Origin of the sequence: Pseudomonas sp. RC4D1 (genome assembly GCF_018390395.1) — a bacterium.
GTDB classification, from domain to species: Bacteria; Pseudomonadota; Gammaproteobacteria; order Pseudomonadales; family Pseudomonadaceae; genus Aquipseudomonas; species Aquipseudomonas danubii.
In genome coordinates, this window is the sequence record NZ_JAHBAW010000003.1 from 478,685 (window position 1) to 492,238 (window position 13,554).

The following is a 13,554-nucleotide window of genomic DNA, read 5'->3' on the forward strand; positions in this document are numbered from 1 at the left end:
ACCATGCTCTCAAGAACCGCTGCGGACCTGTACTGGATGTCCCGCTACCTGGAGCGCGCCGAGAACCTGGCACGCATGCTCGAGGTCAGTTATTCGCTGTCGCTGATGCCCCAGGCCGGGCGCGGTGACGGCCATGCCGAGCTGGCCATGTCGTTGCTGGCGGCCGGCACCCTGGATGACTACAACCAGCGCTACGGTGAACTGAACACCGAGCGCATGCTGCACTTTTTCGCCCTCGACGAGACCAACCCGGGGAGCATCTACTGCTGCCTGCGGGCGGCCCGCAGCAATGCTCACGCGGTGCGCGGGCGGATCACCGCGGACATGTGGGAGAACATCAACGCCACCTGGCTGGAGATGCGCAACATCGCCCGCAATGGCCTGGGGCGCTACGGCATCAGCCAGTTCTGCGAGTGGGTCAAGGAGCGTTCGCACCTGTTCCGCGGTGCCACCGCCGGCACCATCATGCGCAACGACGCCTATCGCTTCATACGCCTGGGGACCTTTATCGAGCGCGCCGACAACACCCTGCGCCTGCTCGACGCACGCTATGAAATGTTCGGCGAGGAGTCCGAGGAAGTCAGCGATAACTCGGCCCGGGGCTATTACCAGTGGAGCGCCTTGCTCCGTGCCTTGTCGTCCTTCGAAGCGTTCAACGAGATCTACCGCAATGCCCCGGGGGCCGAGCAGGTGTCCGAGATGCTGCTGTTGCGCGCCGATGTACCGCGCTCCCTGCATGCCTGCGTCGAGGAGCTGGACCAGCTCCTGGCCACCTTGCCGGGGGACAACGGACGCCCGGCCCAGCGCCTGGCCGCCGAACTGAACGCGCGCCTGCGCTATACCGGGATCAACGAGATTCTCGATTCCGGCCTGCACCAGTGGCTGACCGATTGCATCGGGCAGATCCGCCACCTGGGGCAGACCGTGCATGAGTCCTATCTGGAGGTGGTATGAAACTGTCCATTCGTCACGACACGACCTACAGCTACGCCGATGAAGTCTGCACCAGCATCCAGTTCCTGCGGTTGACGCCCCAGGACAGCCAGCGCCAGCAGGTCCTCCAATGGCACCTGGAGCTGCCACGGCAGGTGCGCGCCCAGCGCGACCCCTACGGCAACATCCTGCATGTCATGACCCTCGACGAGCCCCACGGCGCCATTGTCCTCACGGCCTTTGGCGAAGTGCAGATCGATGGCACGCGGGAAGTGGAGGGCGACAGCCAGTCGCCGCTGCCGTTCCTGCGTTGCAGCCACCTGAGCAAGGCGGACTCGGCCCTCTGCGACTTTGCCCGGCGCCATTGCGGCGAGCGCCGTGATCGCGCCGCGCTGATCGAGCTGATGCAGGCCCTGGCCGAGCACATGCCCTACAGTCCGGGCGCCACCGGGGTTGGCAGTACCGCGGCCGAAGCCTTTGCCGGCGGTGCCGGGGTCTGCCAGGACCATACCCACGCCTTCCTGGCCTGCGCCCGCAGCCTGGGGATTCCCGCGCGCTACGTCTCCGGCTACCTGTGCACCGAGGACGCCAGCCACCTGGCCAGCCATGCCTGGGCCGAAGCCTGGCTCGACGACGGCTGGTACAGCTTCGACGTGACCAATCGCCTGGCGCGACCCGAGCGTCACCTGAAACTGGCGGTGGGCCTGGACTACCTGGATGCCTGCCCGGTGCGCGGCATGCGTCGCGGGGGAGGGGCCGAACAGATGCAGGCTCGGGTCCAGGTCAGTTCCATGGTGCAGTTCCAGCATCAGTAACGCCGCGCAGCGTCGCCGCCCATGCCCTGGCCGGGCGCGGCGCTACGGGTCGATTGTTGCCTGGGGCCGTGACCACAGCTAAGGAGTTTTGGATCGACAGGCAGATGTTATAAAGTAACGGCCGATTTGCCGGGCGCGAGACCGGCACCGTCCCTTTGAACCTGACGCTGCGATCCCTCCTTATGAGTTCTTTACCCAACCCTCCCGCGAGCCTCGGCACCCGGCTGCTGAGTATCGATGCCCTGCGCGGCCTGGTGATGCTGTTCATGCTACTGGACCATGTGCGGGAAACCTTCTTCCTGCACCGGCAGGTAAGCGATCCCATGGACGTGGCCACCACTGAGCCCGGGCTATTTGTCAGCCGCACCCTGGCACACCTGTGCGCGCCGGTGTTTGTCCTGCTGACCGGGCTTTCGGCTTACCTGTTTGCCCAGAAGCACGGCCATCGGGCCGAGGCCAGCGCTTTCCTGTTCAAGCGTGGGTTGTTTCTGGTGGTGCTGGAGCTGACCCTGGTGAACTTCGCCTGGACCGGACAGGTTCCGCCGACGCTGATCTATCTGCAGGTGATCTGGGTCATCGGCCTGAGCATGCTGGCGCTGTCGGCCCTGTTGTGGCTGCCTCGGGCGCTGTTGTTGGGCCTGAGCCTGCTGCTGATCGGCGGGCACAATCTGCTGGATGGGCTGCATTTCGCCCCGGGCGAGGCGCTGCACGTGCCTTGGGCGATCCTGCATGATCGCGGCTGGATCGAATGGGGCGAAGGGCTGCGTCTGCGGACCTCTTATCCGCTGCTGCCATGGATCGGCGTGATCGGCCTGGGTTATGCCCTGGGGCCCTGGTTCGCCCGCGAAGCCGAGGCCGCTCAGCGACAGCAGCGTCTGTTGCGATGGGGGCTGGCGGCGCTGGCGGGGTTCATCGTGCTGCGGCTGCTTAACGGCTATGGCGAGCGGCCCTGGGTCAGTGGCGAGACCTGGGGGCAAACCCTGATGAGCTTTTTCAACATCACCAAGTACCCGCCGTCGCTGCTGTTCATCGCCCTGACCCTGGGTGCCGGGCTACTTCTGCTGCGGGCCCTGGAGCGGCGGCAGGACAGCGGTTTGATCCGGGTGCTCGGCGTATTTGGCGCGGCGCCGATGTTCTTCTACCTGTTGCACTTGTATGTGCTCAAGGGCCTGTATCTGCTGGCCGTGGCGCTACTGGGGCGCAATCAAGGGGCCTATTTTGGCTTCGACTCGCTGGGCTGGCTATGGCTGATCACGTTGCTTCTGGCCTTGATCCTGTACCCGCCGGTGCGGGGCTTCGCCCGACTCAAGGCCCGGCGCCGCGACCTGGCCTGGCTGAAGTACTTCTAAGGGGCCAGTCCCTTGCTGCCTGCGCCGGATTGCTGGCGCAGGCAGGGCAATCAGCGTTTTTTTGCCGGCGCCGACAAACACCGCTTGAACGGCATGGGGCACCCTCTGTACTGTATATAAAAACAGTATTCGAGCCTCGCCATGCAACTGATCGACAAGCTGAGCATCCTCGCCGACGCCGCCAAGTACGACGCTTCCTGCGCCAGCAGCGGCGCGCCCAAGCGCAGTTCCGAAGGCAAGAGCGGGTTGGGTTCGAGCAATGGCATGGGCATCTGCCACAGCTATACGCCGGACGGACGCTGCGTCTCGCTGCTCAAGGTGCTGCTGACCAATTTCTGCCTCTACGACTGCCAGTACTGCGTCAACCGCCGCTCCAGCGATGTGCCCCGGGCCCGTTTCAGCCCCGAGGAAGTGGTGCGCCTGACCCTGGATTTCTACCGGCGCAATTGCGTCAGCGGGCTGTTCCTCAGCTCCGGGATCATCCGCTCGGCGGACTACACCATGGAGCAACTGGTGCAGGTGGCCAGGCTGTTGCGTGAAGAGCACGAGTTCCGCGGCTACATCCACCTCAAGACCATCCCCGACGCCGACCCGCTGCTGATCGAGCAAGCCGGGCGCTATGCCGACCGCCTCAGCGTCAATGTCGAGCTGCCCACTGACCAGGGCCTCAAGACCCTGGCCCCGGAAAAACACCTGGGCTCGATCAAGCAGGCCATGGGCACCATCTATACCGGCGAGCAGACCGTGCGCAACGAGCCCCGGGCGCCGCGTTTCGCCCCGGCCGGGCAGAGCACCCAGATGATCGTCGGTGCCGACGACACCGATGACAGCACCATTCTCCACAGCGCCGAGGCGCTGTACGGCAATTTCCGCCTGCGCCGGGTCTATTACTCGGCGTTCAGCCCGATCCCCAACAGCCCGAAAAGCGTGCCCCTGGCCGCGCCGCCGCTGATGCGCGAGCACCGCCTGTATCAGGCCGACTTCCTGTTGCGCGGCTATGGCTTCAGCGCCAACGAACTCTTCAAGGGGCCGGGGCACCTGGCCCTGGACATCGACCCCAAGCTGGCCTGGGCGCTGGAGAACCGCAACCTGTTTCCCCTGGACCTGAACCGCGCCGAGCCAACCTTGATCGCGCGCATTCCGGGGATCGGCCTGCGTACTACCCAGCGCCTGGTGGAACTGCGTCGCGAGCGCCGCATCCGCTTCGAGGACCTGGCGCGCATGCGCTGTGTGCTGAGCAAGGCCAAGCCATTCCTCATCACCAGCGACTATCACCCGCAGCAGGCGGAAACCAGCAGCGCGCTGCTCTATCAGCAATTGCGGGACCGGCCGCAACCGCAGCAGATGGGGCTCTGGGGATGATCAGCCTGAACTGCGACGACCTGTTCGACACTTGGCGCCAGCAGGCGCGCTGGCTGCTCAGTCATTCCATCGATCCGAGCCGGGTCAGTTGGGCCGGGACCCAGGAGGCCGACCTCTTTGCCAGCGACGAGAGCTGCCCCGAACAGCCCGGACCGTTTCGCGCGCGTATTCCCCAGGCCCTGCTGGAGCTGTTGCAGCGGGCCGCCTGCTATCGCGGCGAGCAGCGCTGGAGCCTGCTCTACGAGGTGCTGTGGCGAGTCAGCCATGGCGACCGCACGGCCATGCTCAGCGGCGATCAACTGGGCAGCGAGTTGCAGCGGCGGATCAAGCAGGTGGACCGCGAGGCCCATCACCTGCATGCCTTCGTGCGCTTCGTCAGGCTGCCCGAGGGCCGCTCATCCCTGGCCGAGCAACCCGAATACGTGGCCTGGCACGAACCGGCCCACGACATCCTGGCCCAGGCCAGCCGGCACTTCATCGGACGCATGGGGCGCCACCGCTGGATGATCGCCACGCCCCGGGACGGGGTGTATTTCGACGGCGAGCAACTGCACCACCAGCGCCAGTGCCCCGCTGGTTGGCAGCAACTGGCCCAGGCCGGCGACGACCCCGGAGGCGAGCTGTGGCTGGCCTACTACAGCCACATCTTCAACCCGGCGCGGCTCAACCCCAAGGTCATGCAGGGGCATTTGCCGACCCGGTTCTGGAAGCACCTGCCGGAGGGACCGCTGATTCCGGCGCTGATCAGCGAAGCGCGCCACGGCAAGCAGCGCGACGGCCAGGCCAGCCAGGTGGCGGCGCGGCGCGGCAAGCGGATTGGTGGCGGGCAATAAAAAGCCCGCCCCTGGCAGGCAGGGGCGGGCTGGGGTAGAGCAGGGGGCGAATCAGACCTTGACGATCCAGCCCGCTGGCGCTTCCACGTCGCCGGTCTGCACGCCGGTCAGCTCTTTGTAGAGCTTCTGGGTGATCGGGCCGACGTCTTTTTCGCTGTAGAACACGTGCAGCTTGTCCTGGTACTGGATGCCGCCGATCGGCGTGATCACCGCGGCAGTACCGCAGGCACCGGCTTCCTTGAAGTCCGAGAGCTTGTCGATGAACACGTCGCCTTCGACCACTTCCAGGCCCAGGCGGGTCTTGGCCAGCTCGATCAGCGACAGGCGGGTGATACCCGGTAGTACCGATGGCGAGTTGGGGGTGACGAATTTGTCGTCGTGGGTGATGCCGAAGAAGTTGGCCGAACCGACTTCCTCGATCTTGCTGTGGGTCAGCGGGTCGAGGTAAATGCAGTCGGCGAAGCTGGCCTTCTTGGCCTGGGAGCCCGGCATCAGGCTGGCGGCGTAGTTGCCACCGACCTTGGCCGCGCCGGTGCCTTGTGGGGCGGCGCGGTCGTAGCTGGAGATCAGGAAGTTGTGCGGAGTCAGGCCGCCCTTGAAGTAGGCGCCGACCGGGATGGCGAAGATCGAGAAGATGAACTCCGGCGCGGTGCGCACGCCGATGTTGTCGCCGACGCCGATCACGAACGGACGCAGGTACAGCGCGCCGCCGGTGCCGTATGGCGGAATGAAACGCTCGTTAGCCTTGACCACGGCCTTGCAGGCTTCGATGAACTGTTCGGTGGACACCTGCGGCATCAGCAGGCGGGCGCAGCTGCGCTGCATGCGCGCGGCGTTCTGGTCCGGACGGAACAGGTTGATCGAGCCGTCCTTGCAGCGGTAGGCCTTGAGGCCTTCGAAGCATTGCTGACCGTAGTGCAGGGCGGTGGAGCCCTCGCTGATGTGCAGCACGTTGTCTTCGGTCAGGGTGCCCGCGTCCCACTCGCCGTTACGCCAGTGCGACAGATAGCGCTTGTCTGTCTTGATGTAGTCAAAACCCAGCTTGTCCCAATTGATGCTTTCGTTACCCATGACACCCTCTATCACTTAACAACCGCCGGAACGGCTTAAGGCTTCTGACGTTTTTTTGGATGGGCACAACAATACTGCATTCCGGGGGCTTACCGCATCCCCGTATTGAACCCTGTAACTGCTGCCGCAGGCTGCGATCGGCCTCGAAGAGGACGTGCTCTTGAGGCCCTCGGAAGGTCCTGCGGACCTTGTCGCAGCCTGCGGCAGCAGCTACAGGTTGTGTTTACAGGTGCAGGGCGTGCCCCAGTGCCCGCAGCGCCGCTTCCTGGACCGCTTCACCCAGGGTCGGGTGGGCGTGGATGGTGCCGCCGATGTCTTCCAGGCGCGCGCCCATTTCCAGGGATTGGCCGAACGCCGTGGACAATTCGGAGACACCGACTCCCACCGCCTGCCAGCCGACAATCAGGTGATTGTCACTTCGGGCCACCACCCGCACGAAACCGCTTTTCGATTCCAGGGTCATGGCCCGGCCATTGGCCGCGAACGGGAAGCTGCTGACGATGCAGTCCAGGCCGGCAGCGCGGGCTTCGTCCGGGGTCTTGCCCACCACCACCAGTTCCGGGTCGGTGAAACACACCGCCGGGATCGCCGCCGGGTTGAACTCGCGGTGCTTGCCGGCGATCAGCTCGGCGACCATCTCGCCCTGGGCCATGGCCCGGTGGGCGAGCATCGGCTCGCCGCTGAGGTCACCGATGGCCCAGACGTTGCGCATGCTGGTCTGGCAGCGGTGGTCGATCTTGATCGCCGCGCCGTTCATGTCCAGGTTCAGGCTTTCCAGGTTCCAGCCCTGGGTGTTGGGTTTGCGACCGACGGCCACCAGCACCTGATCGGTGGCCAGGTTCAGGGTGTCGCCATTGGGCTCGCGCACCTGCAGGCTGCTGCTGGCGGCATCAAAGCCCAGCACGCTGTGCTTGAGGTAGAGCTTGATGCCCAACTGCTTCACCGATTCCAGCACCGGCTGGGTCAGTTCCGCGTCATAGGCCGGCAGGATGCGTTCCTGGGCCTCGACCACACTGACCTCGACCCCGAGCTTGCGGTAGGCGATGCCCAGTTCCAGGCCGATGTAGCCGCCGCCGACCACGGTCAGGCGCTTGGGCAAGGTCTTGGGTGCCAGGGCCTCGGTGGAGGAGATGATCGGCCCGCCGATGGGCAGCATCGGCAGGTTGACGCTTTTCGAACCGGTGGCCAGCAGCAGGTGCTCGCACTGGATGCGGGTATCGGTGCCTTCGATCTCCACGGTCTTGCCGTCGATGACCTTGGCCCAGCCGTGAATCACCTGGACCTTGTTCTTCTTCAACAGCGCGGCGACCCCGGTGGTCAGGCGGTCGACGATGCCGTCCTTCCATTCCACGCTCTTGCCGATGTTCAGGGTCGGCGCCGCCACTTCGATGCCCAGGGCCGAGCCCTGGCTGTGGTGGCGGGTCTGGTGGAACTGCTCGGCGACATGAATCAGCGCCTTGGACGGGATGCAGCCGATGTTCAGGCAGGTACCGCCCAGGGCCTGGCCTTCCACCAGGATGGTGGAAATGCCCAGCTGGCCGGCACGGATCGCCGCCACATAGCCACCAGGACCGCCGCCGATGATCAGCAGCTGGGTATTGAGAGTCTGTTGCATGCCTGCTCCTCTGAAAGTCAGTCCACAAACAGCGTGGCGGGTTGTTCGAGCAGGCCGCGAATGGCCTGGATGAATTGCGCAGCGTCCATGCCGTCGACCACCCGGTGATCGAAGGAGCTGGAGAGGTTCATCATCTTGCGGATCACGATCTGGCCCTTGATCACCATCGGCCGTTCGACGATGCGGTTGACCCCGACAATCGCCACTTCCGGCAGGTTCAGCACCGGGGTGCTGACGATCCCGCCCAGGGCGCCGAGGCTGGTGAGGGTGATGGTGGAACCGGACAGTTCATCCCGGGCTGCCTTGCCACTGCGGGCGGCCTTGGCCAGGCGCGAGATTTCCTCGGCGTTGCCCCACAGGCTGCGGGCTTCGGCGTGACGCACCACCGGCACCATCAGGCCGACGTCGCTCTGGGTGGCGACCCCGACATGCACCGCGCCGTGGCGGGTGATGACCTGGGCTTCATCGTCGTAACGCGCGTTGATCTGCGGGAAGTCGCGCAGGGCGACGACCATGGCCCGCACCAGGAACGGCAGCAGGGTCAGCTTGCCGCGAGTGGCGCCGTGCTTTTCATTGAGGTGGATGCGCAGCTCTTCCAGGGCGGTGACGTCCACTTCCTCGACATAGCTGAAGTGCGCGGCGCGGTGCTTGGATTCCTGCATGCGCTGGGCGATCTTGCGGCGCATGCCAATGACCTGGATCTGCTCTTCGTCGTGGCGTTCGGCATAGCCTGTGCCCGGCGCCGAGTAGCCCTTGAGCGGCTGGCTGTCCTGGGCCAGGTAGGCGTCCAGGTCTTCGTGCAGGATGCGCCCAGCGGGGCCACTGCCTTGCACCAGACGCAGCTGGATGCCCAGGTCCAGGGCGTGCTTGCGCACCGCCGGCGAGGCCAGCGGACGCTCGTCGGCTTCCCGGGCCACTGGCGCCTGGGGCGCGGCGCGGCAGGCGGCCTGGCTGACGACGGCTTTTTCCACCTTCGGTGCTTCGACCACTGGCGCGGCAGTCGGCTTATTAATAGCTGCCGGCGCTTGTTGCGCCGGCGCGGCGGCCTGGGCGGACTCCTTGAGGTTGCCCGCGCCTTCGACTTCGATGCTGATGAGGATGCTGCCCACCGCCATCACTTCACCGGGTTCGCCGCCCAGGGAAATGACCGTGCCGTGCACTGGCGAGGGAATGTCCACCATCGCCTTGTCGGTCATCACGTCCGCCAGGACCTGGTCTTCAACCACCTGGTCGCCGACTTTTACGTGCCACTGCGCCAGTTCAACTTCCGCGATGCCTTCGCCGATGTCCGGCATCTTGATAACGTGCGTGCCCATTCAGACCTCCATGACCCGTTGCAGCGCCGCGCCCACTCGGGACGGCCCTGGGAAATATGCCCACTCCTGCGCGTGGGGATACGGCGTATCCCAACCGGTGACGCGCTCGATCGGGGCTTCCAGGTGGTGGAAGCAGTGTTCCTGCACCAGCGACACCAGCTCGGCGCCGAAACCGCAGGTACGGGTGGCTTCGTGCACCACCACGCAACGGCCGGTCTTTTTCACCGACTTGACGATGGTGTCCAGGTCCAGCGGCCACAGGCTGCGCAGGTCGATGACCTCGGCGTCGATGCCGGTTTCCTCGGCCGCCACTTGCGACACATAGACGGTGGTGCCGTAGGTGAGGACGGTGACGTCCTTGCCTGGGCGGGCGATGGCTGCCACATCCAGCGGCACCTTGTAGTAGCCGTCCGGCACCTGGGCCGCCGGGTGTTTCGACCACGGAGTCACCGGGCGGTCGTGGTGGCCATCGAACGGGCCGTTGTACAGGCGCTTGGGTTCGAGAAAGATCACCGGGTCATCGTTTTCGATGGAGGCGATCAGCAGGCCCTTGGCGTCGTAGGGGTTGGACGGCATCACGGTGCGCAGGCCGCACACCTGGGTGAACATCGCCTCGATGCTCTGGCTGTGGGTCTGGCCGCCGTAGATGCCGCCACCGCAGGGCATGCGCAGGGTCATGGGCGCGGTGAACTGGCCGGCGGAGCGATAACGCAGGCGCGCGGCTTCGGAAATGATCTGGTCCGAGGCTGGGTAGACGTAGTCGGCGAACTGGATTTCCGCCACCGGGCGCAGGCCGTAGGCGCCCATGCCGATGGCCGCGCCGACGATGCCGCTTTCCGAGATCGGTGCGTCGAACACCCGCGAGGTGCCGTACTTGGCCTGCAGGCCCTCGGTGCAGCGGAACACGCCGCCGAAGTAACCGACGTCCTGGCCGAACACCACCACGTTGTCGTCACGCTCGAGCATCACATCCATGGCCGAGCGCAGGGCCTGGATCATGGTCATGGTGGTGGTGGTCATGGCGGTTTCCAGCTGGATATTGTTGTTGTGATCGTTCATGTCAGACCCCCAGTTCCTGGCGTTGACGTTTCAGGTGCTCGGGCATGTCCTTGTAGACGTCCTCGAACATGGTCGCGGCGCTGGGAATCTGGCCGCCGGCGAGGGTGCCGTACTGCTCGGCTTCCTTCTGCGCGGCGATGACCTGGGCTTCGAGCTCGGCACTGACTGCGGCGTGTTCCTCTTCGGACCACTGGCCGATCTTGATCAGGTGCTGCTTGAGACGGGCAATCGGATCGCCCAGGGGGAAGTGGCTCCAGTCGTCGGCCGGACGGTACTTCGACGGGTCGTCGGAAGTGGAGTGCGGGCCGGCGCGGTAGGTGACCCACTCGATCAGGGTCGGGCCGAGGTTGCGCCGGGCGCGTTCGGCGGCCCAGCGCGAGGCGGCGTAGACCGCGATGAAATCGTTGCCGTCGACCCGCAGGGAAGCGATGCCGCAGCCCACGCCGCGTCCGGCGAAGGTGGTGGCTTCACCGCCGGCAATGGCCTGGAAGGTGGAGATTGCCCACTGGTTATTGACCACGTTGAGGATCACCGGCGCGCGATACACGTGGGCGAAGGTCAGGGCGGTGTGGAAGTCCGATTCGGCGGTGGCGCCGTCGCCGATCCAGGCCGAGGCGATCTTGGTATCGCCCTTGATGGCCGAGGCCATGCCCCAGCCCACGCCCTGCACGAACTGGGTCGCCAGGTTGCCGGAGATGGTGAAGAACCCGGATTCCTTCACTGAGTACATGATTGGCAGCTGGCGTCCCTTGAGCGGATCGCGCTCGTTGGACAGCAGTTGGCAGATCATTTCCACCAGCGGCACTTCCCGGGCCATCAGGATGCTTTGCTGGCGGTAGGTGGGGAAGCACATGTCGTCGATGTTCAGGGCCAGGGCCTGGGCGCTGCCGATGGCTTCTTCGCCCAGGCTCTGCATGTAGAAGGACATCTTCTTCTGGCGCTGGGCGACCACCATGCGGTTGTCGAAGATCCGCGTCTTGAGCATGGCGCGCATGCCCTTGCGCAGGATCTCCAGCGGCACGTCGTCGGCCCAGTCGCCCAGGGCGTTGCCCTGATCGTCGAGCACACGGATCAGGCCGCGGGCCAGGTCGGCGCAGTCGGCAGGTTCGATATCGATGGGAGGTTTGCGAGCCAGGCCGGCGTCGTTCAGACGCAGGTAGGTGAAGTCGGTCTTGCAGCCGGGACGGCCCGAGGGTTCGGGAACGTGCAGGCGTAGCGGTGCATACGCTGTGGTCATGGCTTTCTACGCTCGATCTTGTGGATTTCTTGTAATTGGGCGCGCTAGCTGACAGTCATTCCCTGGGTAAGGGAAATCTTGTCCTACAAACATCATAGGCCGGGCGTAGAAGAATATTTATCTCTGTTTCATTGCGCTGGAAGTTATTTGCAGATAAAAAATCTGCATAAACATAAAAAACAGGTTGTTTTGTCTCATGCGCAAACTGGATCGTACCGACATCGGCATTCTCAACAGTCTTCAGGAGAATGCTCGCATCACCAACGCCGACCTCGCCCGTTCGGTGAACCTTTCGCCCACGCCGTGCTTCAACCGGGTCAAGGCCATGGAGGAGCTGGGGTTGATCCGCGAGCAGGTGACCCTGCTGGATGCCGACCTGTTGGGGCTGCACGTCAACGTGTTCATTCACGTCAGCCTGGAGAAGCAGGTGGAAGAGGCCTTGCAGCACTTCGAAGAGGCCATCGCCGACCGCCCGGAAGTCATGGAGTGCTACCTGATGGCCGGCGACCCGGATTACCTGATCCGCGTGCTGGTGCCCACCATCCAGTCCCTGGAACGCTTCATGATGGACTTTCTGACCAAGGTGCCCGGGGTGGCCAATATCCGCTCCAGCTTCGCCCTCAAGCAGGTGCGCTACAAGACCGCGCTGCCACTGCCGGCCAACGGCCTGACCCTGGGCACCTGAGGGTCAGGCGGGGACTCCGCTCCAGAGCCGATCCAGGTTCTTGAACTCCCAGTCTTCCGGGGCTTCGCGAGCGACGATGCGATCCTGGCCGTGGATCTTGGCCAGGTCGACCACGTTCTGTTCCAGGGGCAGGTTGGAGCGGGTGGAGAAGAACACCCGGACCTTGGGCGTCAGCAACGACTTGGGGTTTTGTTCGATCACCACCGCCAGGCGCCCGCTCTTCAGGCGCACCAGGGCCCCAACGGGGTAGATGCCCACGCTCTTGACGAAGGCCTGGAACACCCGCTGATCGAAATGACCTTTCCAGGTGGACATGCGCTGGATCGCTTCGGCCGGGTCCCAGCCACGGTTGTAGGGCCGATTGGAGGTCACCGCGTCGTACACATCGCAGACCGCGCCCATCTGCGCGAACAGGCTGATCTGGTTTCCGGCCAGGCGGTGCGGATAGCCGGAGCCGTCGGCCTTTTCGTGGTGATGCAGGCACACATCCAGAACCAGCGCATCCACATCGGGGCTTTGACGCAGGATCGCGCCACCGGCTTCGGGGTGCAGCTTGACCCGTTCGAACTCAGTGTCCGAGAGCTTTTGCGGCTTATTGAGAATGCTGTCGGGGATGGTCAGCTTGCCCACGTCATGCAGCAATCCGGCAATGCCTGCCAGGCGGATATAGTCCTCCGACAAGCCCAATTGCCGCGCGGTGGCCAGCATCAGCGCACAGACCGCCACTGAATGCATGTAGGTGTAGTCATCGGCGTTCTTGAGCCGCGCCAGACTGATCAGCGCATCGGGATGACGCAGCAGCGACTGGCCGATCTGCAGCACCAGATCTTCGGCTTGCTGCATCTCCAGGGCCTGGCCCATGCGCACTTCCTGGAACATCGCCGTCACCGCCTTGCGCGAGTAGGCGCAGAGCTTTAGGGCGCGCTGCACTTCCTCATCCATGCTGGCCCGGGGCGTGGCAGCGGTGGCCGGCTGTGCGGTCGGCGGCAGGTCCGGCGTGGCGGTTGCACTGGCCTCGGGCAGGTCGCCACCTTTGCTGGTGTCGATCCACAGGCTGCTGAGGTTGGAGCTTCGCAGGCGTTGCAGGTCGGCATGGCTGTCAAGAACAAAGCCAGCCTTCCAGAAAGAGTGGTCCAGCCAGGAGCCACAGAACTGATGGATGTACATGCCCATCTGCAACTGATGGATCGAAATCAGTTTCAGCATCAACAACACTCCCTTTCAGGCCGTCGGCCATTGCCGGCCATCTGGCTCCTACAGACCCGTGTAGGAGCCGGAT

12 protein-coding genes are annotated in these 13,554 nt (G+C 64.6%); 6 read left to right on the top strand and 6 right to left on the bottom strand.

Annotated elements, in window-relative coordinates; translation table 11 throughout:
• Positions 1-3: 3 nt before the first annotated feature.
• The 5 genes from KHO49_RS27205 (at position 4) to KHO49_RS27225 (ending at position 5,292) form a co-directional block, all read left to right on the top strand.
• Positions 4-954, top strand: a complete 951-nt coding sequence (locus KHO49_RS27205; protein WP_102864395.1) for an alpha-E domain-containing protein — start codon at positions 4-6, stop codon at positions 952-954.
• Positions 951-1,748 (top strand): transglutaminase family protein, encoded by a 798-nt coding sequence (locus tag KHO49_RS27210; RefSeq protein ID WP_102879802.1) that lies wholly within the window; start codon positions 951-953, stop codon positions 1,746-1,748. The genes KHO49_RS27205 and KHO49_RS27210 overlap by 4 nt, the downstream gene beginning before the upstream one ends.
• 182 nt (positions 1,749-1,930) lie before the next feature.
• Positions 1,931-3,097 (top strand): acetyltransferase domain-containing protein, encoded by a 1,167-nt coding sequence (locus KHO49_RS27215; RefSeq protein WP_213666174.1) that lies wholly within the window; start codon positions 1,931-1,933, stop codon positions 3,095-3,097.
• A gap of 141 nt (positions 3,098-3,238) precedes the next feature.
• Positions 3,239-4,459 (top strand): putative DNA modification/repair radical SAM protein, encoded by a 1,221-nt coding sequence (locus KHO49_RS27220; RefSeq protein WP_213666175.1) that lies wholly within the window; start codon positions 3,239-3,241, stop codon positions 4,457-4,459.
• Positions 4,456-5,292, top strand: coding sequence for a TIGR03915 family putative DNA repair protein (locus tag KHO49_RS27225; RefSeq protein ID WP_213666176.1), 837 nt, complete (start codon positions 4,456-4,458; stop codon positions 5,290-5,292). Before KHO49_RS27220 ends, KHO49_RS27225 begins: the two co-directional genes overlap by 4 nt.
• A 51-nt stretch (positions 5,293-5,343) precedes the next feature.
• Here the strand turns inward: KHO49_RS27225 and KHO49_RS27230 are convergent, their stop codons facing one another.
• From KHO49_RS27230 to KHO49_RS27250, 5 genes are all read right to left on the bottom strand, one after another.
• Positions 5,344-6,363 carry a branched-chain amino acid aminotransferase gene (locus KHO49_RS27230; RefSeq protein WP_015635266.1) on the bottom strand — a complete coding sequence of 340 codons (1,020 nt, stop codon included), beginning with the start codon at positions 6,361-6,363 and terminating at the stop codon, positions 5,344-5,346.
• 223 nt (positions 6,364-6,586) lie between these two features.
• Entirely contained in the window at positions 6,587-7,978 is a 1,392-nt protein-coding gene (lpdA, locus tag KHO49_RS27235; RefSeq protein ID WP_213666177.1) for a dihydrolipoyl dehydrogenase, read from the bottom strand.
• 17 nt (positions 7,979-7,995) lie between these two features.
• Complete coding sequence (locus KHO49_RS27240) at positions 7,996-9,294, bottom strand: dihydrolipoamide acetyltransferase family protein (protein ID WP_213666178.1); 1,299 nt, start codon at positions 9,292-9,294, stop codon at positions 7,996-7,998.
• Positions 9,295-10,353 (bottom strand): alpha-ketoacid dehydrogenase subunit beta, encoded by a 1,059-nt coding sequence (locus KHO49_RS27245; RefSeq protein ID WP_047303847.1) that lies wholly within the window; start codon positions 10,351-10,353, stop codon positions 9,295-9,297.
• 1 nt (position 10,354) lies between these two features.
• Entirely contained in the window at positions 10,355-11,590 is a 1,236-nt protein-coding gene (locus KHO49_RS27250) for a 3-methyl-2-oxobutanoate dehydrogenase (2-methylpropanoyl-transferring) subunit alpha (protein WP_102864402.1), read from the bottom strand.
• 196 nt (positions 11,591-11,786) lie between these two features.
• Here KHO49_RS27250 and bkdR point away from each other — a divergent pair, with 196 nt between their 5' ends.
• Positions 11,787-12,275, top strand: a complete 489-nt coding sequence (gene bkdR / locus KHO49_RS27255; RefSeq protein ID WP_060838848.1) for a Bkd operon transcriptional regulator BkdR — start codon at positions 11,787-11,789, stop codon at positions 12,273-12,275.
• A 3-nt stretch (positions 12,276-12,278) separates the two neighbouring features.
• Here the strand turns inward: bkdR and KHO49_RS27260 are convergent, their stop codons facing one another.
• On the bottom strand, positions 12,279-13,481 hold the full coding sequence (locus tag KHO49_RS27260) for a cyclic di-GMP phosphodiesterase (RefSeq protein ID WP_110595761.1): 1,203 nt from the start codon (positions 13,479-13,481) through the stop codon (positions 12,279-12,281).
• Between the last annotated feature and the right edge of the window lie 73 nt (positions 13,482-13,554).